General features: G+C 65.5%; 19 protein-coding genes. 12 read left to right on the forward strand and 7 right to left on the reverse strand.

Annotated features, from left to right (window positions below):
- Positions 1–119: 119 nt before the first annotated feature.
- Positions 120–428, reverse strand: coding sequence for a 50S ribosomal protein L28 (gene rpmB / locus NS355_RS00755; protein ID WP_056432158.1), 309 nt, complete (start codon positions 426–428; stop codon positions 120–122).
- Positions 429–612: 184 nt separating this feature from the next.
- Between rpmB and NS355_RS00760 the strand changes: the two genes are divergently transcribed.
- The gene (locus NS355_RS00760; RefSeq protein WP_058743904.1) at positions 613–825 is read left to right on the forward strand and encodes a hypothetical protein; all 213 of its coding nucleotides are present in this window, start codon (positions 613–615) and stop codon (positions 823–825) included.
- Between the two features lie 51 nt (positions 826–876).
- A complete protein-coding gene (locus NS355_RS00765; protein WP_244489503.1) occupies positions 877–1,326 on the forward strand; it encodes a nucleoside deaminase in 450 nt (149 codons plus the stop codon).
- 366 nt (positions 1,327–1,692) lie between these two features.
- Here NS355_RS00765 and NS355_RS00775 read toward each other — a convergent pair whose 3' ends face one another.
- Positions 1,693–2,370, reverse strand: coding sequence for an OmpA family protein (locus NS355_RS00775; protein ID WP_058743961.1), 678 nt, complete (start codon positions 2,368–2,370; stop codon positions 1,693–1,695).
- A gap of 144 nt (positions 2,371–2,514) precedes the next feature.
- Here NS355_RS00775 and NS355_RS00780 point away from each other — a divergent pair, with 144 nt between their 5' ends.
- Positions 2,515–3,816, forward strand: coding sequence for a hemolysin family protein (locus NS355_RS00780; protein WP_058743906.1), 1,302 nt, complete (start codon positions 2,515–2,517; stop codon positions 3,814–3,816).
- A 51-nt stretch (positions 3,817–3,867) separates the two neighbouring features.
- Positions 3,868–4,011: a hypothetical protein gene (locus NS355_RS18870; protein ID WP_167345375.1), complete on the forward strand. Its 144-nt coding sequence runs from the start codon at positions 3,868–3,870 to the stop codon at positions 4,009–4,011.
- A gap of 88 nt (positions 4,012–4,099) precedes the next feature.
- Here the strand turns inward: NS355_RS18870 and NS355_RS00785 are convergent, their stop codons facing one another.
- From NS355_RS00785 to purD, 3 genes are all read right to left on the reverse strand, one after another.
- Positions 4,100–4,657, reverse strand: a complete 558-nt coding sequence (locus NS355_RS00785) for a hydrolase (RefSeq protein ID WP_058743907.1) — start codon at positions 4,655–4,657, stop codon at positions 4,100–4,102.
- A 34-nt stretch (positions 4,658–4,691) separates the two neighbouring features.
- Positions 4,692–5,405 (reverse strand): hypothetical protein, encoded by a 714-nt coding sequence (locus NS355_RS00790; protein ID WP_058743908.1) that lies wholly within the window; start codon positions 5,403–5,405, stop codon positions 4,692–4,694.
- A 63-nt stretch (positions 5,406–5,468) separates the two neighbouring features.
- Positions 5,469–6,746 (reverse strand): phosphoribosylamine--glycine ligase, encoded by a 1,278-nt coding sequence (purD, locus tag NS355_RS00795; protein ID WP_058743909.1) that lies wholly within the window; start codon positions 6,744–6,746, stop codon positions 5,469–5,471.
- On the opposite strand from purD, the gene xseA reads away from it, so the two are divergent.
- The 3 genes from xseA to NS355_RS00810 are packed head-to-tail and all read left to right on the forward strand — an operon-like array spanning position 6,745 to position 9,262.
- Complete coding sequence (xseA, locus tag NS355_RS00800; RefSeq protein ID WP_058743910.1) at positions 6,745–8,166, forward strand: exodeoxyribonuclease VII large subunit; 1,422 nt, start codon at positions 6,745–6,747, stop codon at positions 8,164–8,166. The genes purD and xseA overlap by 2 nt on opposite strands.
- Positions 8,167–8,183: 17 nt before the next feature.
- Complete coding sequence (locus NS355_RS00805; protein ID WP_058743911.1) at positions 8,184–8,384, forward strand: DUF2093 domain-containing protein; 201 nt, start codon at positions 8,184–8,186, stop codon at positions 8,382–8,384.
- Positions 8,381–9,262, forward strand: a complete 882-nt coding sequence (locus tag NS355_RS00810; RefSeq protein WP_058743912.1) for a M23 family metallopeptidase — start codon at positions 8,381–8,383, stop codon at positions 9,260–9,262. Before NS355_RS00805 ends, NS355_RS00810 begins: the two co-directional genes overlap by 4 nt.
- A gap of 4 nt (positions 9,263–9,266) precedes the next feature.
- On the opposite strand, the gene NS355_RS00815 is transcribed toward NS355_RS00810, so the two are convergent.
- A complete protein-coding gene (locus NS355_RS00815; protein ID WP_058743913.1) occupies positions 9,267–9,803 on the reverse strand; it encodes a hypothetical protein in 537 nt (178 codons plus the stop codon).
- Positions 9,804–10,025: 222 nt separating this feature from the next.
- Here NS355_RS00815 and NS355_RS00820 point away from each other — a divergent pair, with 222 nt between their 5' ends.
- From NS355_RS00820 to NS355_RS00835, 4 genes are all read left to right on the forward strand, one after another.
- A complete protein-coding gene (locus NS355_RS00820) occupies positions 10,026–12,914 on the forward strand; it encodes a TonB-dependent receptor domain-containing protein (RefSeq protein ID WP_244489504.1) in 2,889 nt (962 codons plus the stop codon).
- Positions 12,915–13,282: 368 nt separating this feature from the next.
- Complete coding sequence (locus tag NS355_RS00825; protein ID WP_058743915.1) at positions 13,283–16,354, forward strand: TonB-dependent receptor domain-containing protein; 3,072 nt, start codon at positions 13,283–13,285, stop codon at positions 16,352–16,354.
- Between the two features lie 421 nt (positions 16,355–16,775).
- Positions 16,776–20,042, forward strand: a complete 3,267-nt coding sequence (locus NS355_RS00830) for a TonB-dependent receptor (RefSeq protein WP_153007970.1) — start codon at positions 16,776–16,778, stop codon at positions 20,040–20,042.
- 135 nt (positions 20,043–20,177) lie between these two features.
- Positions 20,178–20,912: a 2OG-Fe(II) oxygenase gene (locus tag NS355_RS00835; RefSeq protein WP_058743962.1), complete on the forward strand. Its 735-nt coding sequence runs from the start codon at positions 20,178–20,180 to the stop codon at positions 20,910–20,912.
- 40 nt (positions 20,913–20,952) lie between these two features.
- On the opposite strand, the gene clpB is transcribed toward NS355_RS00835, so the two are convergent.
- The gene (gene clpB, locus NS355_RS00840; protein ID WP_058743917.1) at positions 20,953–23,532 is read right to left on the reverse strand and encodes an ATP-dependent chaperone ClpB; all 2,580 of its coding nucleotides are present in this window, start codon (positions 23,530–23,532) and stop codon (positions 20,953–20,955) included.
- Positions 23,533–23,744: 212 nt separating this feature from the next.
- On the opposite strand from clpB, the gene NS355_RS00845 reads away from it, so the two are divergent.
- Positions 23,745–26,597 (forward strand): M16 family metallopeptidase, encoded by a 2,853-nt coding sequence (locus NS355_RS00845; RefSeq protein WP_058743918.1) that lies wholly within the window; start codon positions 23,745–23,747, stop codon positions 26,595–26,597.
- The last annotated feature ends 2 nt before the right edge of the window (positions 26,598–26,599 follow it).

Below are 26,599 nucleotides of genomic sequence, written 5' to 3' on the forward strand. Positions count from 1 at the left end.
TCGCTCCGTTCAGCCTGAGCGAAGTCGAAGGCCAAGAGACACCACCCAAAACCACAACGACGAAAACCCGCCGCTCCGGGGAGCGGCGGGCTTCAACCCGTCAACCGACGCGTCGCTGATTAAGCGGCGGCGGCTTCGGTCTTGGCGGCGGCCAGCTTCTTCACGACGTCGCGCTTCAGGCGACGCACGCGCAGCGAGAGCTGATCGTCCGAGGTCTTGACCAGCCAGTTGTCCAGGCCGCCATTATGCTCGACCGAGCGCAGGCCGTGGGTCGAAACGCGAAGACGGACGCTCTTCTCGAGCGAGTCCGAAATCAGCGTGACGTTCTGCAGGTTCGGCAGGAACGTACGCTTGGTCTTGTTGTTGGCGTGGGAAACGTTGTTACCCACCTGCCGGCCCTTGCCGGTCAGCTCGCAAATGCGCGACATGATCGTTATCCTGGTTTCAGGCAGTGCCCGGAAAGGCCGCGCCGATACCCCGTCCGGGGGGTGGCGTCAACCGATTCCCCACAATCGGCCCTGCAATTCGCGCCGATCCCGCATGCCGATCGCGGGTGCAACTGCGCCACGTCGGCTGCGTTGTTACGGCAACGAACCTTTGGGAGCCAGGATCATGCGCGCTTTTCTCGTTCTGTTGGGCATCGTCCTTCTGCTGGCCGCCGGTGCCATGGCGATGGGCTGGATCAGCATCGACCAGACCCGCCCTGCCGTCGTCCAGGCACCCAGCTTCCGCGCCGAAGGGCCAAAGGTGTCGGTCGGCACGACCCAGAAGACGGTCGAGGTGCCGACCGTGCGCGTCGAAAAGCCCGCCGACAACGCCCAGTAAGCTCTCTTGCGCGCTCTTGCCCGGATGACGGGCGCGGGGCAGGAGGGGGCGATGTTTCCGCTCCCCGCCCCGATGCGTGCCGCGCTCGATGCCGCCATCCAGGCGGGGCAGGCGGGCGAGGTGCCGGTCGGCGCGGTGGTGGTGCAGGGCGGCGCGATCATCGCGACCGGCGCCAACGCGCCCCGCCGCCTGCACGACCCGACCGCGCATGCCGAAATCCAGGCGATTCGCGCCGCCGCCATGGTGCTGGGCCGCGACCGGCTGGAGGATTGCGACCTGTGGGTGACGCTGGAGCCCTGCGCCATGTGCGCGGGCGCGATCGCTCATGCCCGAATCGCCCGGCTCTATTACGCTGCCAGCGACCCCAAGGGCGGCGCGGTGGAGCATGGCCCACGGTTCTTCGGCCAGCCGACCTGTCACCACCGGCCGGAGGTTTATGCCGGGATGGGCGAGGCCGAGGCGGCAGACCTGCTCCGGGACTTCTTCGCGGCCCGGCGATAGGGCGGCCTCAGGGGCCCCTTCGCTTGTAGAAGAGGCGCGCCAGCGCCGTGACCACAAGACTGCTTGCACCACCGACGATGGCCGCACGGAGCGACGAATGGGGTGCGATGTTCCACGAATTTAATATCAGAAGCGAGACGAAGACGAGTATCCCGGTCAGCAAGGCCGTGATCCGCAAGGGAGCCCGAGCATTCTTGTCCGGTCCTTGCTCCATGCCGATCGCCTGCCTTGTCCTGAAGGGGGTTTCTCCGTGGACCAGTAAAGCTGGCCCGCCATGACGGGCGCATGACGGCAGGATGACGTGAAAGGGGCCCGGACGGTATCCCGCCCGAGCCCCTTTCCCATATTCGCGAATCGCGAGAGCGATCAGCGCAGATCGCCCTCGCGGATCGGCACGATCTTGATCTCGACGCGGCGATTGGCGGCGCGGCCTTCCTCGGTGTCGTTCGACGCGATCGGCTGCGACTTGCCGAAGCCGCGCGTGCCGATGCGGGCGGGCTGCACGCCGCGCGACGCCAGATAGTCGGCGACCGACGTCGCACGCTGCTCGGACAGGCGCTGGTTGTATTCCGCGCTGCCGGTCGAATCGGTGTGGCCGTACACGTCGATATAGGTCTGCTTGTACTGCGACAGGATGTCGGCAACCTGGTCCAGCGTCTGGCGGAACTGCGGCTGCACCTGCGACGAGTTGTACGCGAAGGTGATGCCCGAGGGCAGGTTCAGCAGCAGGTCGTCGCCCTGACGGACCACCTGCACGTCGGTGCCCGCGGTGCGGGCGCGCAGGTCGCGCTCCTGCTTGTCCATATAGGCACCGATGCCGGCCCCGGCGAGGCCGCCAATGCCTGCGCCCAGGATCTTCTCGGTCCGGTCGCGACGACCGCCGACCAGATCGCCCAGCAGATAGCCGCCGACGGCGCCGCCGATGCCGCCGATCGCGGCCTTGGACAGGCGCTGCTGGCCCGTCTCAGGGTCGGTGGTGCAGGCCGAGGTGGCGACAAGGGCGGACAGCGCGGCGGCGGTCAGGAACTTGGGCAGCAGTCGCATAAACATGATCCTTGTTAGTTTCGGACGGCGTCTCAACCCCCGGAACGCCGCGTCGGACCGACTTGTTCCGCAGGTGAACTGAACGGAACATGACGACGGGAGTTGTCGAAGCCCTGTCCGGCCCGCTATGAGCACCTCACAACGATGGCAACGCTGCCCCCCTTTCCGTGGATCGACGTCCTCATCATTCTCGCGCTCGTCGCGTTGAATGGCGCATTCGCGATGAGCGAGCTGGCGATCGTGTCGTCCCGTCGCGCCCGGTTGGAAGCGATGGCGCGTAGCGGTCGCAAGGGGGCGCAGGCCGCGCTGACCCTGGCCGCCGATCCGGGCAAGTTCCTGTCGACCGTCCAGATCGGCATCACCCTGACCGGTATCATCGCGGGCGCCTATTCGGGTGCCAGCCTGGGCACGCCGACCGCCGCCCGGTTGCAGGCGCTGGGCGTGTCGCCTTCGACCGCCGCAACGCTGGGTTTCGCGCTGGTCATCGGCCTGACGACCTATGCCTCGCTGATCCTGGGCGAGTTGGTGCCCAAGCAATTCGCGCTGCGCAAGCCGGAGCCGATCGCGGCCTTCGTCGCCGTACCCATGCGCTGGCTGGCGGTGGGCACCGCGCCGATCGTCTGGGTGCTCGATTCGACCAGCGGGGTGATCTTCAAGCTGTTGGGCCTGAACCGCGACAATGAGGATCAGGTGACCGCCGAGGAGCTGCACCTGATCGTGGCCGAGGCGTCCAAGTCCGGCGTGATCGAGGAGCATGAGCGCTCGATCATCTCGGGCGTGGTGCGGCTGGCCGACCGGCCGGTGCGCGAGGTGATGACGCCGCGCACCGAGATCGACTGGCTGGACTGTACGCTGGACGATGCCGCGATCCGTGCCAAGCTGCTGGAAAGCCCGCGCACCCGCCTGCCGGTGGGGGAGGGCTCGATCGACGCGGTGGTCGGCGTCGTGCAGGCGCGCGACATCGCCATGGCGCTGTTCCGGGGCGAGCCGCTGGACCTGAAGCACCTGATGCGCAAGGCCCCCGTCGTGATCGACCGGATCGATGCGATGGACGTGCTGCTGGCGCTGCGCCAGGCCGAGGTGCCGATGGCGTTGATCCACGATGAGTACGGCCATTTCGAGGGGATCGTGACCCCGTCCGACCTGCTGGCCGCGATTGCGGGCGAGTTCGCGTCCGACGCCGATCCGGGCGAGGCCCCCTCGGTGGTCGAGCGCGACGACGGCTCGCTGCTGGTGGCGGGCACCATGGCGGCGGATGCACTGGCCGACCGGCTGGGCATCGACCTGCCCGACGACCGCGATTACGCGACCGTAGCCGGGCTGGCGCTGGCCGTATTCCGCCACTTGCCGGGCGAGGGCGAGAGCTTCGTCGAACAGGGCTGGCGCTTCGAGGTGGTCGATCTGGACGGCCGCCGGATCGACAAGCTGCTGGTCAGCGAGGCTTGAGGAACGCGACGCTCGGATAGCGGCCATTCGATAGGCCAGAGGTCTTATTCGATGGGAAATGAAGACCCGTGGTTCGTCATCGTCTTGGGACTGATCGCCGTTCTGTTTATCGCAATCGCGATTTTTATCCCGGTCAAGCTTGTCCAGATAGCCGCTCGGGACTGGCGTTCAGGTGGAAAGCGTAAAGACAGCTGACGCCGAATAAGGCGGATCGAAAAAGTCCTGATGCTATTTTAGCAGCGCATTGGTTGTTTTCCATCTTCCTGGCCTTTGCTCGCGCCCGTTACGCCAGTCGGATATCCCCCGACCCTACGACCCGCGAAAACAAAGGGAAAATCTGTTCGATGGCAAAGCCGTGCAGTTCTGCCGAGCGCGAAGCGCAGGCATCTTCGGCGATAACGACGTCATAGGACAGTTCCCACGCCGAACGTGCGGTCGATTCGACGCCCATATTGGTCGAGATGCCCGCGATCACCACCGTTCGCACCCCGCGCCGCCGCAATTGCAGGTCCAGGTCGGTGCCGGTGAAGGCCCCCCAATGATGCTTCAGCACGACGATGTCGCCGGGCTGGCGCAGGTCGGGGACCAGTTCGCTGAATGCGGGCGGCGTGCCCTCGGGCGGCAGGCTGGGGCGGTCGGCGTTGAGGCTGGGCAGCGTCTCGGGCGTGAAGCCGACATGGACCAGCACGACCGGCGCACCCGCCTCGCGGAAGCGGGTGGCGAGCGTCTTGGCGGTCGCCACCACCTCGTCGCCGGATCGCGGACCGCCCGCATGCGGTACGATGCCCTGTTGCAGATCGATGAGGATGAGGGCGGTGGTGCCGGGATCGAGCGTGGTCATCGCGCCTCAACCGGTGGACGCTCGGGGCGTTCCGTCAGAGACGCCCGAACACCGCCTCGAACCCCGCACGATCGCCGGCGGCCAGCAGCCGCGCCTGTTCCAGCCAGCGGTCGCGCGCCATGCGGCCCGAAAAGGCCCCGAGCTGCGCGTCGAGCGCCTGTGCCTGCGCCTCGCTGAGCGCCGCCATGTCGCCGACCGTGGTGATGCCATGTTCGGCCAGCTTCTGGGTCAGCTTGGGGCCCAGGCCCTTGAGCAGCGTGATCGGCTGATCCTCCGGGCGCGCCGGTTCGGCGGGCGCTTCGGTAAGGGCGGGCGCGGCTTCGGCGGCCGGGCTGGCGGTCATCGGCGCGGCGGCGGCGACCGGTTCGTCGTTCAGCGGCTCGTCCGCGATTACCGGCTCCTCGGGCGCGCTCGGCGTCGGCATGACCGGGGCAGGCGGCGGCGGTGCGGCCGGGGCGGGAGCCGGTGCAGGCGTAGGCGCGGGCGTCGGGCTCGCCTTGGGCTCGGTCAGCGAGGCTTCGCTGATCGGCTTGCGGTCGGGCTGGCGCACCGACAGCCCGGCTTCCTGCGCGTTTTCCTCCACCCGGCGGGCGGCCTCTTTGCGCCGGTGCTTCAGGCGCATCCCGACCACGATCATCGCGATCGCCGCCAGCGCGACGATGGCGAGCAGGACGAAATGGATGGTCGTGATCGCCGCCACGCCATCGGGGATGAGGCTTGTCGCCGGTGCTGCGGTCGTATCGTTCATGGTGCTACCCTATTGTCCGCCGATTGGCCCCGAGACCCGCGTCGCGAGGCCCAATCATTGGGATCAAGCCTCGGTTCCCGCTTCGCGCGCAACCTCGCGCCAGCCGATGTCGCGGCGGCAGAAGCCGTCGGGGAAGCGGATCGCATCGACCGCGCGATAGGCGGCGGCCTGCGCCTCGCCCACCGTCGCGGCGCTGGCGGTCACGGCCAGCACGCGGCCGCCGCTGGCGACCAGCTGTTCGCCGTCCATCCTGGTCCCCGCCTGGAACACCACCGCGCCGGTCGCCTCTGCCGCGTCGATTGCGTCGATGGCCCCGCCCGCCTTGGGCGTGCCGGGATAGCCCGCCGCTGCCATGACGACGGTCAGCGCCGGATCGTCCGAGAAAGCGGGGGCAGGCAGTTCGGCCAGCCGCCCCTCGGCCACCGCCAGCATCACCGCGAGCAGGTCGCCCTGGAAACGCAGCATCAGCACCTGGCATTCGGGATCGCCGAACCGCGCATTATATTCGATCAGCTTCGGTCCCTGCTCGGTCAGCATCAGCCCGGCATAGAGTACGCCCGAAAAGGGCGTTCCCTCGGCCCGCAGCGTGTCCACGGTGGGCCGCACGATCCGGTCGATCGCCTGGGCTTCCAGCTCGGGCGTCAGGATGCGCGCGGGGCTGTAGGCGCCCATGCCGCCGGTATTGGGGCCGGTATCGCCGTCGCCGACCCGCTTGTGATCCTGTGCCGAGCCGAAGGGCAGGAGCGCCTCGCCATCGGTCAGGACGAACAGGCTCGCCTCCTCGCCCTCCAGGAATTCCTCGATGACCACCTCGGCGCCGGGGACCGAGAACAGGTCGGTGATCGCGCCTTCCGCCTCGGCCTTGGTGAAGGCGACGGTCACGCCCTTGCCCGCCGCCAGGCCATCCGCCTTGATGACGACCGGCATGCCGAAGGTGCCGGCAAGCGCGGCTTGCGCCTCCGCCAGCGTGTTCACGCGGACATAACCGGCGGTCGGGATGTCGGCGCGGCGGCACAGGTCCTTGGTAAAGCCCTTCGACCCCTCCAGTTGCGCGGCGGCCTTGCTCGGCCCGAACACGGGGATGCCTTCGGCGCGCAGCGAATCGGCCAGCCCGTCGACCAGCGGTGCCTCGGGGCCGACCACGACCAGGCCGATGGCATGGTCCTTCACGAACGCCACCACGGCGGCGTGATCGGTCGCGTTCAGCGCGACGCAGGACGCATGCGCGGCGATACCGGGGTTGCCGGGCGCGGCGTAGAGCGTATCTAACCCGTTCGACTGTGCCAGCTTCCACGCCAGCGCGTGTTCGCGGCCACCCGATCCCAGCAGCAGGACGTTCATGCCCGATCCTTATCCCTATGACGAAAGTGCGAGGCTGGTAGCCGAGGAGATCGCCGGCGACAACGCACTCGCGCTGTCGGTCGGCGAACTCAGCCTGAAGCTGAAGCGGATGGTGGAGGGCGAATTCGGCCATGTCCGCCTGCGCGGCGAGATTTCGGGCTATAAGCGCGCGACCTCGGGCCATGTCTATATGAGCCTGAAGGACGAGAATGCGGTCATCGACGCGGTGATGTGGAAGGGCGCGGCGAACACGCTGCCCTTCCAGCCGCAGGATGGGATCGAGGTGATCGCCACTGGCCGCCTGACCACCTTTCCCGGCCGGTCCAAATACCAGATCGTCGTCGAACGGATGGAATTGGCGGGTGCCGGCGCGCTGATGGCGCTGTTCGAGAAGTTGAAGGCGAAACTGGCGGGCGAGGGGCTGTTCGCGCGCGAACGGAAAAAGCCGCTTCCCTTCATGCCGCCGGTGATCGGCGTCGTCACCTCGCCCACGGGCGCGGTGATCCGCGACATTCTCCACCGGCTGGAGGATCGCTGCCCGACCCATGTCATCGTCTGGCCGGTCAAGGTGCAGGGCACAGGATCGGCGGACGAGGTCGCCGCGGCCATCCGGAGCTTCGATGCGATTCAGCCCGGCGGCCCGGTGCCGCGCCCCGATCTGGTCATCGTGGCGCGTGGCGGCGGCTCGATCGAGGATCTCTGGTCGTTCAACGAGGAGATCGTCGTGCGCGCCGTCGCCGAATGCTCGATCCCGATCATCTCGGCGGTGGGGCATGAAACCGACACGACGTTGTGCGACTATGCCGCCGACCTGCGCGCGCCGACCCCGACGGCGGCGGCGGAGATCGCGGTGCCGGTGCTCGCCGACCTGCGCCTGACGGTCGCCAGCCATCGCCAGCGTACCGAGCGCTGTGCACGCCGCTATGTCGAGCGGGGCCGCGAGCGACTGGAGGCGATGGCGCGGCTGCTGCCCAAGCGCGACCAGTTGCTGGGCCCCCAGCGCCAGCGTGCGGACGAGGCAGGCGCGCGGTTGGACCGCGGGCTGGAGCGGCGGGTGACGCTGGCACGCGGTGGCCTCGACCGGGCGGGCGCGGCGCTGCGGCCCGCGATCCTCGAGCGCCAGGTCGAGCGCGGGCGCGACCGGCTGGCCTCGACCTGGCGGCTGGTCCAGTCGCTCAACCCCGATCGTATCCTGGAGCGCGGCTATGCCCGCATCACCGCGCGACCGGGCGGCGAGACCCTGTCTTCGGCGGAAGCGGCGCGGGCGGCGGACATGCTGACCCTGCGGTTCCGCGACGGTACCGTGGACGTGGCGGTGGAGGCAGCCGGGCTTGAGCGGGCCGCCGCCAAAACCTATGACAAGCCCAGGCGGGAGCAGCAGCCCAAACAGGACAAGCCGGATCAGCCGACGCTCCTTTGACCCCGAAAGAGACCACCATGCTGATGTCGAACACCGATCGCCCCGCGCGGCTTCACTATATGGCCAATGGCTTTCGCGTTCTGTCGCCGGGCGATCATGTCGTCTGCGCGGTGACGGGGCGGCGCATTGCGCTCGAAGACCTGAAATATTGGAGCGCGGCGCGGCAGGAAGCCTATGCCGATGCGGACGCGACCGCCAAGGTGCTCGGCCCGCAATGAGGGCTTGGGGCGGAGCCGTTGCGTTGCTGCTCGCCGGATGCGTGGCACCGGCCGAGCCCATGGCGGCACCCGCCACCACCCCGGCTCCACGCCCCGCTCCAGCCCCTGTCGCCATTCCCCTGACCCCGTTCCGCTGGACCGGACAGCCCAGCCAGGGCGGCTTGATCCACGGGCAGGCCCCGACCGGGGCGGTGTCGGTGACGCTCGACGGACAAGCCTTGCCGTTGGCCCCGGACGGCGCATTTTTGGCCGGATTCGACCGTGACGCAGGGCCATCGGCCGAGCTGATCGCCAGCCTGTCCGACGGGCGTCAGGTGCGCCAGCCGCTGACCATCGCGCCGCGCGCCTGGCGGATCGAGCGGCTGGACACACTGCCCAAATATCCCGTCCCCGATCCCGAATTGCAGCGGCTGCGGCCCCCCGAACTCGCCCGGATTCGCGCCGCCCGCGCGCTGGCGACCGATGCGCAGGGCTGGCGCCAGACGCTGGCATGGCCGGTGAAGGGGCGCATCTCGGGCCTGTTCGGCGCGCAGCGCGTCTATCGTGGCGAGCCGGGCAGCTATCATTCGGGCACCGACGTCGCGGCCTCGACCGGCACCATCGTCCGCGCACCCGCCGACGGGGTCGTGATCCTGGCGGCCGAGCAGCCCTTCACGCTGGAGGGGCATCTGCTGATGCTCGATCACGGCCAGGGGCTGAACAGCGCCTTCCTGCACCTGTCGCGGATCGATGTCCGCGTCGGCGAACATGTCCGCCAGGGCCAGCCGATCGGCGCGGTCGGCGCCACGGGCCGCGTCACCGGCCCGCACCTCCACTGGAGCCTGCAATGGCGCGGCCGCAAGCTCGACCCGCTGCTGGTGACGGGGCCGATGCCGTGACGGGTTATTCGACCCGTTCGATCCGCACCGCCAGATTATCGTCGAACGATGCCCGGAAGCTGCCCATCGCCGCCTTGAAGATGCGCACGGACTGACCGACCTCGGGATCGAATCGGGCTTTTTCGGTGGTGCGCCATACACCGCCCTGTTCCAGCCAGACGGTCCATTGGTCGCGACCATAACGGGCCAGCCGGACCACTTTGGAGCGGACTTCCCGAATCTCGGGTTCCTTGGCCTCGTCGCGACCGAACAGCTGGATCTCGGGAAGGCGCAGGCCAAACAGGGATTGCCGCTTCTGGCGGACCTCGCCGCGGTCGAGGACGACCATCTGTCGGTCGTTCCGAGCCTTGGCCAGCGCCGTCGCCGCCTGGTCGAAACAGGCCAGCCGCTGCCCCGCATCGCCGATCGCCCGACAGGCGGTGATTTTGTCGATCAGTAGCGCCGATTGGCCGGTGTCCGCCGCGTCCTGCGCCGCGACCGGACCCGCACCTATGGTTGTCGACGCTAAGAATATGACAAATATGGACTTTGTGGATGTCATTGCCTTCATTTTCGCCCTTTGCCCTTCCTGCCGCCTGACACGTCCTGTGTCAGTTTTGTCACTAGATTGCGAAAAGCTGCGTCATTTTCGTTATTTCTGCGTGTTAGATTGTTGCCTGATGTCAGAACTATTGCATAAACCTTAACCCAGTCGATGGCGCGCGTCTCCCGCGTGAACATCGCCGATCCGCGAAGACGGATGAACAAAAAAAGGGGTTAGAATATGAAGGGAATGCGTTCGCGCTTGCTCGCAACGACGTTCATGCTGGGTGCCTTCGCGGTCGGCACCGCAGCCCAGGCGCAGACCGCGCCTGCCACCGGCGGTAACGCCGACGTCACCACCGCACCCACGACGCAGCAACCCGAAGGCGGCGAAGTCGTCGTCACCGGTTCGCGCATCGCGCGCCGTGACCTGCAGACGGCTGCCCCGATCGCGGTCGTCGGTCAGGAAGAGTTCCAGCTTTCGGGTACGGTCAATGTCGAGCAGGTCATCAACACCCTGCCGCAGGTGATTCCGGGGTCGACCGCTTTCTCGAACAATCCGGGCGGCGGTGTATCGACCTTGAACCTGCGTGGCCTCGGCTCGCAGCGGACGATGGTCCTGGTCAACGGCCGTCGCTGGGTTTCTTATGACACCTCGCAGGTCGTCGACCTGAACACCATCCCGTCCTTCCTGCTCGAAGGCGTTGACGTTGTGACCGGCGGCGCATCGGCCGTGTATGGCTCGGACGCGCTGGCTGGCGTCGTCAACTTCCGCCTCCGCAACAACCTGAACGGCGTGATCGCGGGTGGCCAGTACGGCATCACCGAGCGTGGCGATGGCCGCCGTTACGAAGGTTATGTTGCGATCGGCGGCGAGCTGGGCGATCGTGGCCATGCGACGGTCTATGGCGAATATTACAATCGTGCCTCGATCCTCCAGGGCGCGCGTGGCTTTTCGAGCGTCGCGCAGCAAGAGAATTTCGACGCGAACGGCAATCCGACCGGTCTGTTTCCCGGCGGTTCGTCGACCACGCCGAACGGTCGTGTGACCTCGACCTATGGTTCGTCCGTGTGCCCGACCGGCAACGTCTTCTGCTCGCCGGGCGCCTTTTTCACCGCCCCGGGCGTCAGCCGCCGTCGTACGCCGACCGATCTCTACAATTACGCGGTCGATAACTACCTGATGGTTCCGCAGGAGCGTTACCTGCTTGGTGGCTATGCCGATTACGAGTTCAAGGATGGTCACACCGCCTATGTCGAGGCGACCTTCGTAAACAATCGCGTGGCGAACGAGCTGGCACCGACCCCGGTGACGGGCACGTATCAGGTCAATATCAACTCCGTGTCACAGTTCCTGTCGGCGAACGACGTGGCCGCGCTCCGTGCGCTGGATGCTATCGCGACGACCGGCAACACGGTGGGTGACGGTATCGTCCCGCTGTCGGTCCAGCGTCGCGTCAATGAGACCGGTTCGCGCAACTCGCTAGACGAGCGCAACGCGTTCCGCCTGCTGGTCGGCGTTCGTGGCGCGATCACGGATGCTCTCAACTACGACGCGTATTACTCCTACGCGCGTACCCGCAACTCGAACATCCAGGCCGGCAACATCTCCAAGTCGGCGTTCAGCGCTGGCCTGAACGGTACGGCAACCCCGATCAACGTCTTCGGTCCGGGCACGCTGACCCGGGCGATGGTCGATCAGATCTCGATCGTCGCGCAGAACAGCGACATGTCGGTGCTGCAGGTGGCCAACGCCTCGGTATCGGGGTCGCTGTTCAACCTGGGCCTGGGCGCTGGCGATGTGGCGTTCGCCTTGGGTGGCGAATATCGCAAGATGTCGGCGGAGTTTGTGCCGGATACGGCCCTGTCGTCGGGTGACGTGATCGGTTTCAACGCGGGCGACCCCACCAGCGGCAGCTACAATGTCAAGGAAGTCTTTGGCGAGTTGCGCGTTCCGATCGTGTCGGATCGCCCATTCTTCCACCGCCTCGAACTGGGTGGCGCAGGCCGCTACTCCAGCTACTCGCTGAACGGCGTGGGTAACGTCTGGACCTATGCGGCCGACGCGCAGTGGGCGCCGATCCGCGACATCACGTTCCGCGCTCAGTATCAGCGCGCGGTTCGTGCGCCGAACATCGCCGAACTGTATCAGGGTGCAGCGGTCAACTTCCCGACCGCGACCGATCCCTGCTCGCTGGCTTCGGCGGCAACCAACGCCACGATTCGCAATCTCTGCATCGCGACCGGCGTTCCTGCATCGGCGGTTGGTCAGAGCAGCACCCAGCTCAACTCGCAGATCCAGGGCGTTTTCGGTGGCAACCCGAACCTGAAGCAGGAAGTGTCGGACAGCATCACCGCGGGTGCGGTGTTCCAGCCGTCCTTCATCCGCGGGCTGACGATCAAGGCCGACTATTTCAATATCAAGGTCAAGGATGCGATCAGCACCTTTGGCGGTGGTCTCGGCAATTCGCTTAGCCTCTGCTATAATACCTTCCAGAGCATCAGCAGCCCGTATTGCCAAGTCTTCCTTGGCAAGAGAAATGCGCTGGGTCAGTTCGATGGTGAAAACCTTCCGTCGCTGCTGAACGCCAACGTCGGTAAGCTGGAAGTGGAGGGTGTCGACTTTGCCGTGGATTACGCCACCAAGCTCGGTTTCTCGGTTTTTGGTGGAGAGCAGGCCAGCCGTCTGAACTTCTCGTTCCAGGGCACTTACACCGGTAAGAACACCCTGACGCCGGTCGCCACTGCGCCCGACTTGAACAATAAGTGCGCGGGAGCCTTTGGCGCGCTGGCGTGCGGAAATCCGACACCGCGTTGGAAGTGGGCGAGCCGTGCATCGCTGCTCGACGGCCCGACGACCATCAGCATGCGGTGGCGCCACCTGTCGGGCGTTCGTGACGACGATCCCGACACGACCTACTTCGTCGAGCGTATCCCCGCATATGACGTGTTTGACCTGACCTTCGCCTTCGATGTCACCAACAACATGAACTTTGCGATCGGCGTGAATAACCTGTTCGACAAGAAGCCAAAGGTTCTTGGCCTGAATCAGGAACAGTCGAACACCTATCCGGGCGTCTATGACGTACTGGGTCGCGACTTCTTCGCCTCGGTACGTTTTACCTTCTAAACCTTCGTTCTGACCCACGAAGGAAGGGGCGGTGGACCTAAGGGTCCGCCGCCCCTTTTTTTTGGCCCATGCCAGTCCGGTGGCAAATGGCTGAAGGCCAAAATAGGCCAAAAATATTGTCGCAAAATGTATCAGCGGCATCGCATCCAGCGCCTCCCGCAATCGATATCACGGCATTGCGTAAGAGTGGATGTCGCATCTGTCATGACGTAACGCGTGGTTGGCCGTTGCATTTTTCCCATCTTTACAACGGCACTGCTCCGTACCAATCAAGCAACATTCGGTTACGGAGCAGAAATTCCGTTTCATGAAGTTGGGTAGACCGGCGAGCCGAAATCGGACGTCGGACGGGAAAAGGGGTATAGACCATGACCTATTCGTGGATGGGGCCGCGCAAGCTCGGCCTGTTGGCCACCGTTGCACCGCTGTCGATGCTGTTGGGCGCGCCCGCGCTGGCGCAGAGCGTGCCGGCCGCCAATCAGAATGCCGAAGCCAATGCCCAGGTGGCGCAGGGCGCCGAACAGTCGGATGCGGGCACCGGCGGCGATATCGTCGTCACCGGCTCGATCATTCGCGGTGCCGATACCGGCGTGTCGCCGGTCTCGACGATCACCGCCGAAAATCTCGACGCGCGCGGCATCAACACGGTGCAGGCGGGCATTCAGGCGCTGGCATCGAACAACGGCCCGGCGCTGACCAACTCGTTCACCGCCAATGGCGCGTTTGCGAGCGGTGCCTCGTCGGTGTCGTTGCGCGGCCTGTCGACCAATTCGACGCTGGTGCTGTTCGACGGCCTTCGCGCCGCTTACTACCCGCTGTCGGATGACGGCACGCGCAACTTCGTCGACCTGAACACGATCCCCGACGACATCGTCGACCGCGTCGAAGTGCTGCGCGACGGCGCCTCGTCGAGCTACGGCGCGGACGCGATCGCGGGTGTGGTCAACATCATCACCAAGCGTTCGGTGAAGGGCGTGATGGGACGCGCCGAGGCAGGTATCTCGCAGCGCGGCTACAACGCCAACCAGCGCGTCTCGCTGACCGCAGGCACCGGCGACCTGGATGAGCAGGGCTATAACGCCTATGTCAGCGGCTTCTATTATCGTTCGGAAGGCGTCCGCGCGAGCCAGCTGCCCGCGCCCTACAACACCAGCGACGAACGCGGCATCTGTTCCAATCGCACCGGTTCGCTGGTCTGCGGCCCGAACAATATCGCCAACGGCCTGGACGCGAACAACCAGTTCACCAACGGCTTCGCGATCAATACGCCGAACTTCTATGTCCGCCCGGCGGATGCAACCAACACGACCGCGCTCGGCCGCTATCAATTGCTGAACCCGGCGGCGGGCTGCCTCACCGGCAATCCGTACAACCCCACGGCGGCCGAACTGGCGCTTCCCGCCAACGCCACCGCACCGGGCACCGTCTGCCAGGTCGACACCCAGCGCCTGTATGGCAACATCACCCCTGACATTGAGCGTGTCGGCGGTTCGGCGCGCTTCACCGCCAAGATCGGTGATACGTCGGAAGCCTATCTGCAGGTCAATTTCCAGCAGGCGACGACCAGCTATACCGGATCGCCGACCACGATCCGCGCCAATGCGCCGGCCGGTATCCTGTTCCCGCAATATTCGACGTCGCAGAACCCGACCTCGGCGATCGATCCGAATTCGGCCATCCTGGCGCTGCCGGTCTATGTCTGCGCCCGCACCACGGTCGGCGCGTGCAACGCGACCAACGGGACGCTGAACCCGAACAACCCGTTCGCCGCCGCAGGGCAGGTCGCACGTCTGGTCGGCCAGCTGCCCAACAGCTTTGAATCGACCAGCACTCGCAGCCGCGTCTATCGCGCCGCCTTCGGGATCAACGGCACGATCCTGAACGACGTCGACTATCGCTTCGATGCGACCGCAATGCACACCGATCTGCGCCTCGAGCAGAACGGCTATGTCTACATCCAGCACCTGCTCGATGTGATCAAGGACGGCAGCTACAACTTCATCAACCCGGGCCAGAACAGCCAGGCGACGCTGAACTATCTGACGCCGACCAACATCACCAACGACAGCTCGGATCTTCTTCAGGCGCAGTTCACGCTGGGCAAGGCGATCATGACCCTGCCGGGCGGCGACCTGCGCGTCGCGGTCGGCGGCTCGATCTTCTACGAAGCGATCGACGCGCCCAGCGCGAACTCGGACGAGAATGGCCCGACCCAGCGCTATTTCCGCCTGAACGCGTTCGGTACCAAGGGCAACCGTACCGTCTCGTCGGCCTTTTACGAGGTCAACGCGCCGGTCGTCGATCAGCTGACGCTGAACGCCTCGGGTCGCTATGACCATTATTCGAGCGGTCAGAGCGCCTTCTCGCCGAAATTTGGTGCGATCTTCAAGCCGATCCGCCAGGTGACGCTGCGCGGCACCTATTCGCGCGGCTTCCGCATCCCGTCCTTCGGCGAGGCAAACGCGCTGCCCACCACGGGCTATGTGACTCAGTCGCTGAGCAGCATCCCCGACGCCTTCCTGCGTCAGTACAGCATCAATCCGGGCGCGGGGCAGATCTGTTCGCAGAAGACGCCGACCAACTGCGCAGGCTATATCGCCAATTATTCGATCGGTCAGACGACGCTGGCGTCGCAGAATCTGGACCCCGAAAAGTCGCGCAGCTTCACGGCCGGTATCAAGGTCGATCCGGTGCGCGGCCTGTCGCTGACCGTCGATTATTACAACATCCGCAAGACCGGGGCGATCACCACGCCCGACCTGTCGCCTGCGATTGCCGCTTATTATGCGGGCACCGCGATCCCCGGCGGCTTCACGGTCATTCCGGATGCGGTCGACGTCAATAACCCGACCGCCACGCCGAAAATCGCCTTCGTCCGTTCGCAGCTGATCAATGCGCAGACGATCAAGTCGGAAGGCATCGATTTCGGCATCAACGGCTTCTACGATTTTGGCTCGTTCCGTTGGAACACCAATCTGAACGCCAGCCTGATCCTGGAGCTGAGCACGACGGTGGATGGCAAGCGCCAGACCTATGTCGATACGCTGGGCAACTTCAACCTGACGGCCGGTTCGGGCACGTTCGAGTGGAAGGGCAACTGGGTCAACACCTTCGACTTCGGCGACTTCGCGCTGACGGGTACGGTCAACTACACCTCGGGCTATGATCTGTCGGCCATGGACCAGGGTGACGCGTACAAGGATTGCGGCCAGGCTCCGGCCTATTTCGGCTGCCGCGTGAAGAGCTACATCACCGCGGATGCGAACGCGTCGTTCAAGGTCAACGACAAGTTTACATTCTATGTGAACGTGCTGAACGTCTTCAACCGTCTGCCCCCGGTCGATCCGGTCACCTATGGCGCGTATCTGTACAACGCGGTGCAGGGCGGCGACGGCATCTTCGGCCGCCAGTTCCGCGCCGGCGCCAAGTTCAACTTCTAACCCCAGGGTCCGCTTCGGCGGATCCCCCTTGGAGGGGCGGTTCCTACGGGAGCCGCCCCTTTTTCTTTGTTGGCTGTGAGTGACCAGTCACCGGCCCGTGTATTGCGTCAATATATCAGTGTCATTGGACAGTATGTGTTGCTGTATCAATACTCTAAGGTGCCATGTCGAGTTAAGACGGCATAACGGGATGGCTCAAATTTAAGGCATGTCTTTGAGAGGGCTGACGGTAATTGCAGCAATTATTCGGCAGCGACATTTGCACTGTTGCATTTTCGCAAGACCTGCTGCGAAAAGAGAATAATATATCAAAAAATCGATTGTAGGTTGGCGTCATTCTCCTGACATATGTTGGTCATCGCTTCTTCACGAAGCGAATTGAGAGGCGCCGATCACGGCGTTCTTGAGGGGGAAACAGGACGTGACGGAAAGAGGATTTTTCTCGAAGGCCGTGCTGCGCCACGGCGCGGCGCTTCAGGCGCTGGCGATCATCGGTGCGGGCGTGGGCAGCATGGTGGCGGTCGCTCCGGCCGCCGCGCAGGACTATACGCAGGTGAACGCAACCGGCCGCGTCATCGGCACGGATGGCAAGGCCATCGGCGGTGCGACGGTCACGGTAACGTCGACGGCTCAGGGCTTCAGCCGCAGCGCGACGACGCAACCCGATGGCTCCTACGTGATCACGGCGCTGCCGCAGGGGACCTACAGCTTCACGATCAGCGCGGACGGCTTCGACAGCTTCACCGATCCCGCGGTGCGCCTGATTCAGGGGCGTGCCGCGAACCAGTTCAATCTTCAGCCGGTGAATCCTGAAAACGGCGGCGACATCGTCGTGACCGCGGGGCGCGTGCAGGTCGTCGATTTCAGCAGCAACACCATCGGCCAGACCGTCGACGTTGCGGACCTGGCGACCCGCGTCCCGGTGAGCCGCGATCTGACGTCGGTCGTGCTGCTGGCGCCGGGCGCCGTCGGCGGCGACAATCGCTTTGCGGCGCTTCCGTCGATCAACGGTGCGTCGATCTCCGAGAACGTCTATTATATCAATGGCCTGAACGTCACGCAGTTCCGCAACGGGCTGGGTGCGGCGGGTGTCCCGTTCGAATTCTATCAGACGGTGCAGACCAAGATCGGCGGTATCCCGGCGGAGTTCGGTCGCTTCACGGGCGGCATGATCAACAGCACCACCAAGTCCGGCTCGAACGAGTGGCATGGCGGCGTGCTGTTCAACTGGCAGCCGAACAGCCTCATGTCGAAGACGCGCAACACCTACGCGGCGGACAATGATTCCTATTATTCGGATCGCCACGAGTTCATCGCACAGCTTTCGGGTCCGATCATCAAGGACCATCTGTTCTTCTATGGCCTCTACAATGCCCGCGATATTCGCGATGGCCAGGGCTATACCGGCGTTGCATCGGCCACCGGCACGGGGGCCAATGGTTGCGCCAGCAATCCGGCGCTGTGTGCCAATTTCGCCGATCTGAACACCTTCAACCAGCAGATCGTCGGCACCTCCTACAGCCAGAACCGCAACACCAGCCCGTTCTGGGGTGGCAAGATCGACGCGGTCATCGTCGACGGCCAGCGGCTCGAGGCGACCTATTGGAACACCACCGGTCGTCGGATCGAGAATGTCTACGGCACCAGCCGCTACACGCTGGCGAGCGGGCTGCGCTACAATCTGAACACCAATAATCCGGGTGGGTACATCGCCACCAACATCTACCAGTCGGGCGGTGAAAACTACGTCTTCCGCTATACGGGCAGCTTCACGCAGTGGCTGACCCTGTCGGCGGCGTACGGCGTCAACAAGAACCGCGATACCACCGAGTCGAGCCTGCCCAATCTCCCGTCGGTGACCGACCAGCGGAACGGGGCCAATAGCGGCATTGGCAACACGCTGAGCAACGCATCGTTGAATTTCGACAAGCGCACCTTCTATCGCGCGGATGCCGATGTCCGGTTCGAACTGCTGGGATCGCATCACATTCGTGGCGGTTACGACCGGGAAGACCTCGACGAAAATTCGATCAGCGTTGCCAATGGTGGCGCGCAATATACGCTGCTGACGGCTTCGGGCGCGGCAACCACGATCGATCCGGTCATCGGGCTGCCGGGCGGCACGAGCTATATCAAGGGGCGTGTGTTCCGCACGGGTGGCCAGTTCTCGACCCGCAATACGGCCTTCTATGTTCAGGACGACTGGCATCTGCTCAATGATCGCCTGAACCTGAACCTCGGCGTTCGTAACGATCGGTTCGAGAACAAGAATGGCGACGGGCAGACCTTCTTCCTCGCCAAGAACCAGTGGGCGCCGCGCCTGGGCGCCAGCATCGATCCGCTGGGCGATGGCCGCACCAAGTTCTTCGGGTCCTATAGCCGTTACTTCATCCCCGTCGCCGTGAATACCAATGTCCGACTGGCCGGCGGCGAACTCGACTATGACGCCTATTACCAGTTCGCCGGGCTGATGGCCGACAACACGCCGATCCTGGGCGCGCCGATCACCACCGGCGCTGGCTTTACCGCCTGTCCGAACAATTCGCCCGCTGGCACGGCCTGCACCCTGCGCAACGACGGAACCGTGCCGAGCACGGCCTCGGTGGTGGCATCCAACCTGAAGCCGCAGTCGGTCGACGAGATCGTCTTCGGCGTGGAACGTCGACTCGGCAACCGGATCAAGGTGGGCTTCAACTTCATTCAGACGAAGCTGAACAACTCGCTGGAAGATGCCGCGCTCGACCAGGCGATCATCCCCTACTGCATCTCGCAGGGCAAGGCGGCGGCGGATTGCCGTTCGATTTGGAACGGCGTCCATCAGTTCGCCCTGATCAATCCGGGCCGCGACGTGGCGGTCACGCTGAGCGATCCGCTGCCGGGCGAGGCAAACCCGCGGACCGTGACGTTGTCGGCGGCGTCGCTGCAATATCCGCGGGCGCAGCGTACCTATCGCGGCGTCAACCTCACGTTCGAGCGGGAATGGGACGGCAAGTGGTCGCTGAACGCGAACTACACCTACTCGAAGAATTACGGGAACATCGAAGGCGGCGTCCGGTCGGACAATGCACAGTCCGACGCCGGTCTGACGACGGCCTTCGACCTTCCGGTGCTGGTCAACGGCACTTTCGGGTATCTGCCCAACGATCGCCGCCACAATTTCAAGGCATGGGGTTCGTACAAGTTCGCGGACTGGCTGACGCTCAGCTTCAACGGCTCGGTCAGTGCACCGCGCAAGTTCGGCTGCTATGGTCGTCCGCCGGCGAGTGCCGATTATGACGCGACGGCCCCGGGCGGCATCACCGGTCTGTATTACACGACCAGCGGCGCCTATTGTAACCTCGTTAACGGATCGGTCGTTCGTAATCCGGCGGGCTTCACCGTCATCAACGACCCGTTCAACCGGGCGGGCGGTGCACGTCCCAGCACGTTGCAGGTCGTGAACCGCGGTTCGCAGCTCAAGTCGGACTGGCTGGCGCTGCTGAACCTCGACGCGACGGTGGCCGTGCCGACCGACGCCTTCAACGGCTTTGTCCGTCTGTCGGTGTTCAACGTCTTCAATTCGAGGCCGGTCCTGCGCCTGCAGGAAACGGGTACGACCTCGGCCGGTGCGCCGCAGCCGGTCTACTCGCTGCCGACGTCGTACAATGCGGGCCGCTCGGCGCGTATCCAGTTCGGCGTGAACTTCTAACCCCCGGGTTCGCCTCGGCGAATCCCACTCCGGGGCGGTCCTTGACGGGCCGCCCCTTTTTCGGCTGGGGGCCCCGCGATCGATCGCGCCCGTTTACGGTTGCTGACGGATGGCGAATCGTTGAACAGTCGCGCCATGAATCGACCACCGCTTCAGCTCAATCCGTCCCTGGACCCCGGTCGCCTGGCCCGGGACTTCGCGCGGGACGGGCGGGTGCGGATCCCCGCTATCCTGACCGACGAATGCGCGATCTGGTGGCATGAGCATCTGCGCCAGCGTGGCGACTGGCGTCAGGTGGTGAACAGTGGCGATCGCCTGTTCGAACTGGATCGCGCGATGCGCCAGGGGATGAGTGCGGAGCAGCGGCAGGCGCTGGACGATGCCGTCTATGCGGGCGCGCGCAACGGCTTCCAATATCGCTATGAGACCATTCGCACGCCCGACGCCGAGGCCGCGCGGGTCGCGAGCGACGATCCGTTGGCGGCCTTCGCCCGCTGGATGTCGCAGGGGGCGAGGCTTGATCTGTTTCGCAAAATCGTCGGCGACGATGCGGTTGCCATGGCCGATGCCCAGGCGACGGCCTATGCGCCCGGAGATTTCCTGACCGGCCATGACGACGGCGTGGCGGGCAAGAACAGGATGGCGGCCTATGTGTTGGGGCTGACGCCCGCGTGGCGGTGCGAATGGGGAGGCCTCCTGCTATTCCATCCCGCACAAGGCGATGCGGCGGAAGCCTGGGTGCCGCAGTTCAACACGCTCAACATCTTCGCCGTGCCGCAACCGCACAGCGTGTCGGAAGTAACCCGCGCCGCACCCTATCGCCGTTATGCGATCACTGGCTGGTTGCGGCGCGGGCCGGTTCCGGCCTGAGGAGGGTGAGGCCGGGATGGTTTCCCGGCCTCGCACAGGGTCAGGCGACCGACAACGCCAGCTTGCCGTCGCCCTCGTCGACGGTGACGGTCGATCCGTCCTTCACATTCCCGCGCAGGATCTCCTCGGCCAGCGGGTCCTGGAGGTGGCGCTGGACCGCGCGACGCAGGGGCCTTGCGCCGTAAACCGGGTCATAGCCCACCCGGCCCAGCCATTCGCGCGAGGCGTCGGTCAGGTGCAGCGCGATCTTGCGATCGCTGAGCAGCTTGGCGACGCGGCCGACCTGGATGTCGACGATCGGGCCCATATGGCTCTGGCCCAGACGGTGGAACAGGATGATCTCGTCCAGCCGGTTGAGGAATTCGGGGCGGAAATGACCGCGCACGATCTCCATCACCTGCGGCTCGACGCTCTCGACGCTCTGCCCGTCCTCGACCGCCGCCAGATACTGGCTGCCCAGGTTGGAGGTCAGGATGATGAGCGTGTTCGAGAAGTCGACCGTTCGCCCCTGACCATCGGTCAGGCGGCCGTCGTCCAGCACCTGGAGCAGCACGTTGAACACGTCGCCATGCGCCTTCTCCACCTCGTCGAACAGCACGACCTGATAGGGGCGCCTGCGCACCGCCTCGGTCAGGACGCCGCCTTCCTCATAGCCGACATAGCCGGGAGGAGCGCCGATCAGCCGGGCGACGCTGTGCTTCTCCATGAACTCGCTCATGTCGATACGCACCATCGCGCTGGGATCGTCGAACAGGAACTCGGCGAGTGCCTTGGTCAGCTCGGTCTTGCCGACGCCCGTCGGCCCCAGGAACAGGAACGAGCCCAGCGGCCGGTTCGGGTCCTGCAGCCCGGCGCGTGCCCGGCGGACGGCGGTGGAGACGGCGCGGACCGCGTCCTCCTGTCCGATGACGCGCTTGCCGATCACCTCCTCCATGCGCAGCAGCTTCTCGCGCTCGCCCTGGAGCATCCGATCGACCGGCACGCCGGTCCAGCGGCTGACCACGCCCGCGATATCGTCGGCGGTGACTTCCTCGCGCAGCATCGCGCCCTCGGTTGCGGACTGCGCCTCGGCCAGCTGCTTTTCCAGCTGCGGGATGCGACCATAGGAGAGCTCGCCCGCCTTGGCGAGATCACCGTTGCGCTGCGCCTGGTCGAGTTCGATGCGCGCCTGGTCTAGCTGTTCCTTCAGCTTCGCTTCGCCCGCGATCTTGTCCTTCTCGGCCTGCCAGCGCTGGGTCAGCGTGTGCGACTGTTCCTCGAGATTGGCGAGTTCCTCCTCCAGATGACCGAGCCGGTCGATGCTGGCCGCGTCGCTCTCGCGGCGCAGCCCCTCGCGCTCGATCTTCAGGCGCAGGATGCGGCGGTCGAGCGTCTCGATCTCCTCGGGCTTGGACTCCACCTCCATGCGGATGCGGCTGGCGGCCTCGTCCATCAGGTCGATCGCCTTGTCGGGCAGGAAGCGGTCGGTGATGTAGCGGTTGGACAAGGTCGCCGCCGCCACCAGCGCGCCGTCGGTGATGCGCACGCCGTGATGGAGTTCGTATTTCTCCTTCAGGCCACGCAGGATCGAGATGGTGTCCTCGACCGTGGGCTCGCCGACGAAGACCGGCTGGAACCGCCGCTGGAGCGCGGGGTCCTTCTCGACGTACTTGCGATACTCGTCCAGCGTGGTCGCGCCGACGCAATGCAGCTCACCGCGCGCAAGGGCAGGCTTGAGCAGGTTGGAGGCGTCCATCGCCCCGTCGCCTTTCCCTGCGCCGATGAGCGTGTGCATCTCGTCGATGAACAGGATGATGTCGCCCTCGGCGGCCTTCACCTCGTCGAGCACGCCCTTCAGCCGCTCCTCGAACTCGCCGCGATATTTGGCACCCGCGATCAGCGCGCCCATGTCGAGCGCCATCAGCTTGCGGTCCTTGAGCGTGTCCGGCACGTCGCCATTGGCGATACGCAGTGCCAGCCCTTCCGCGATCGCAGTCTTGCCGACGCCGGGTTCGCCGATCAGCGCAGGGTTGTTCTTGGTCCGGCGCGCGAGGATCTGGATCGTGCGGCGGATTTCCTCGTCGCGGCCGATGACGGGATCGAGCTTACCGTCTCGCGCCACTTGCGTGAGGTCGCGGGCGAACTTCTTGAGCGCATCATACCGATCCTCCGCACCCGCCGTGTCGGCGGTGCGGCCTTGGCGCAGCTGTTCGATCGCGCCGTTCAGGGCTTGCGGGTTCACCCCGCCCGCCGCCAGCGCCTTGCCCGCCGCCGTGGTGGAGGCGAGCGCCAGGGCCAGCAGCAACCGCTCGACGGTGACGAAGCTGTCGCCTGCCTTCTGCGCAACCTGTTCGGCCTGGTCGAGCACGCGGACCAGGTCGTTGTCGAGGCCGGGCGAGCTCTGTGCACCCGAGCCGGAGACCGCCGGAATTTTGGCCAGCGCCGCATCGGTCTCGCGCTCGACGCGCTTGGCATCGCCGCCGGCCGCCTGGATCAGGCCGGACGCCATGCCCTGATCGTCCTCGATCAGCGCCTTGAGGAGATGTTCGGGGGCGATGCGCTGATGGCTGTTGCGGATCGCCACGGTCTGCGCGGCTTGGAGAAAGCCTTTCGCGCGGTCGGTGAATTTTTCGAGGTTCATCTGGTCTTCCTGTCGCTTTCCAGGTCAGATGGTGTTGCATTTTGGCAACACAAGGGGTGGGCGGAATTTCCTGTCCGCAACATGGGATGGCCGTTTCGATAACGAAAGGGTCCAAAGCCTTTCCTGACGAAATCCGTGCGTCACGCCGGATTGCGGTCCGCCGCGCGGGCGCTATGCTCGGACCATACACCTGAGTGGGGAGACTCAAAAAGATGCGTATCAAGTCCGTGGCGCTGACCGGCGCCGCCGCCCTTGCGTTCGTCGTGCCGGGGCAGGCCATCCTGGCCCAAGCCGCGCCGAAGACCGTGGCCGCCGCCAAGCCCGCGCCGGTCTCGGCGCTCGTGAAGGCGGTCGACATCCCCTATCAGACCTTCACCCTGAAGAACGGCCTGCGCGTCGTCGTTCATACCGACCGCAAGGCGCCCGTGGTCGCAGTGAGCGTATGGTACGACGTCGGGTCGAAGCATGAGCCCAAGGGCAAGACGGGCTTTGCGCATCTGTTCGAGCATCTGATGTTCAACGGCTCGGAAAACGCGCCGGGCGACTTCTTCGCGCCGCTCAAGTCCGTGGGCGCCACCGACTATAACGGCACCACCTATTTCGATCGGACCAATTATTTCGAGACGGTGCCGACCGCCGCGCTCGACCGGGCGCTGTTCCTGGAATCGGACCGCATGGGCTATCTGCTCGGCGCGGTGACGCAAGGGGTGCTCGACGAGCAGCGCGGCGTCGTCCAGAACGAGAAGCGCCAGGGCGACAACCAGCCTTATGGCCTGACTCAGTATAAGGTCCTGAGCGGCCTGTTCCCCGAGGGGCATCCGTACGCCCATTCGACCATCGGTTCGATGGCGGACCTCGACCAGGCCTCGCTGGAGACGGTCAAGGACTGGTTCCGCAGCCATTACGGTCCGAACAACGCCGTGCTGGTGCTGGCGGGGGATATCGACGTCGCCACCGCCAAGCCCCTGGTCGAGAAGTATTTCGGCGCGATCCAGCCGGGTCCCAAGAGCGTCCTGCCGACCGTCACCATCCCGACGCTGCCCGCGCCCGTCAACGAGGTGATGAAGGACCGAGTCGCCGCCGTCATGATCAGCCGCAACTGGGCGGTGCCGGGGTTGAACGATCCCGAAACCGCGTCGCTGGTCGTGGCGGGGTCGGTGCTGGGCGGGCTCGCCTCGTCGCGGCTCGACAATATCCTGGTGAAGCAGGAAAAGCTGGCGGTGCAGGTGTCGGCGAGCGACCGGCCCTTCTCGCAGGTCGGCATGTTCAACATGACGGCGATCGTCCGTCCCGGCGTCGATCCGGCAGTGGTCAGCAAGCGGATGGACGAGATCCTGGCCGACTTCCTGAAGAACGGCCCGACCGCCGATGAGGTGCAGCGCGCCGTGACCCGTTTCGTGTCGGGCCGCGTCCAGGGGCTGGAATCGGTCGGCGGCTTCGGCGGCAAGGCGGTCGCGCTGGCCGAGGGGACGCTCTACTCGAACGATCCCGGCAAATATAAGAAGCAGCTGGAGGGGATCGCCGCGCAGACACCCGCGACCGTCAAGGCAGCGGCCAACAAGTGGCTGTCGCGCCCCGCCTATACCCTGACCGTCGTGCCGGGTGCGCGGGACGCCTATGAAGAGGCCAAGGTGCCGCCGCGCGCCGATGTGCCCGCTGCCCCCGAGCAGGCGCCCAAGGGCACGCGCGGGGCCCTGCCCGATGTCGGACAGGTCAAGCCGCTGAGCTTCCCCGCCGTCCAGCGCAGCCGCCTGGCCAATGGTATCGAGCTGATCTACGCCCAGCGCACCGCCGTGCCGGTCACGCAGATCGCGACATCGTTCGATGCCGGTATCGCCGCCGACGTGCCCGGCAAGCTGGGCACGCAGCGCATGGTGCAGGCGATGCTCGACGAGGGCACGACCCATCGCAACACCATCGCCATCGCAGAGGAGCAGGAACGGCTGGGCGCGACGATCGGGTCGAGCGCGTCGAACGACCGCACCGTCGTCGGGCTGGACGTGCCGAGCATCAACCTGGCCCCCGCGCTCGACCTTTATGCCGACATCCTGCGCAATCCGGCCTTCCCCGATCCCGAACTGGCGCGGGTGAAGGCGCAGACGCTGGCCGGCATCAAGCAGGAGCTGACCAGCCCGCAGGGGCTGGCGGGCCGCGTGCTGCCGCCGCTCGTCTATGGGCCGACCAGCCCCTATGCCAAGGCGCAAGGGGCGGGTGATCCGACAGCGGTCGCGGCGATGACCCGCGAGCAGCTGGTCGCATTCCAGCAGGCCTGGCTGCGTCCCGACAAGGCGAAGATCTTCGTCACCTCGGACCGTCCGCTGGCCGAGGTGAAGGCGGCGCTCGACCGGGTGTTCGGCGACTGGAAGGGCACCGGTACGGCGGGCGTGAAGAGCTTCACCGCGGGCCAGCCCTCCGCGCCGAAGATCGTGCTGGTGAACCGGCCCGACAGCCCGCAGTCGATGATCCTGGCGGGCGCGCCGACCGCGCTGAAGGGGGTGGACGACCTGCTGCTCCAGAACACGGCGAACGACGCGCTGGGCGGCAGCTTCCTCAGCCGGATCAACACCGATATCCGCGAGAACAAGCATTGGTCCTACGGCGTGCGGGGCGGGTTCCAGACGTCGGAATTCGCGGCGCCCTATGTCATGTCGGCGCCGGTTCAGGCGGACAAGACCGGCCCGTCGATCGACGCGCTGCGCACCGACGTGGCCGAGTTCCTGACCACCAAACCGATGGACCAGGTCGAGTATGACCGCGCGATCACCGGCGCGATCCGTTCGCTGTCGGGCAATTTCGAAACCTCCGGCGCGGTTCTGTCGGCGATGCAGACCAACGACCTGTACCGTCGCCCGGACGATTATTATGCGACGATCACGCAGCGTTATCAGGCGATGACCCTGTCCGAGCTGAACAAGTCGATCCAGACGGCGTTGAACCCCAAGAACTTCGTCTGGGTGGTGGTCGGCGATGCCAAGACGGTCAAGCCGCAGCTCGACACGCTGGGCCTGCCGGTCGAGGTGATCGAACCATCGGCGATCGTCGCGACCGCCCCGGCGGCACAATAAGG

The organism is Sphingomonas yabuuchiae (assembly GCF_001477495.1).
GTDB classification, from domain to species: Bacteria; Pseudomonadota; Alphaproteobacteria; order Sphingomonadales; family Sphingomonadaceae; genus Sphingomonas; species Sphingomonas yabuuchiae_A.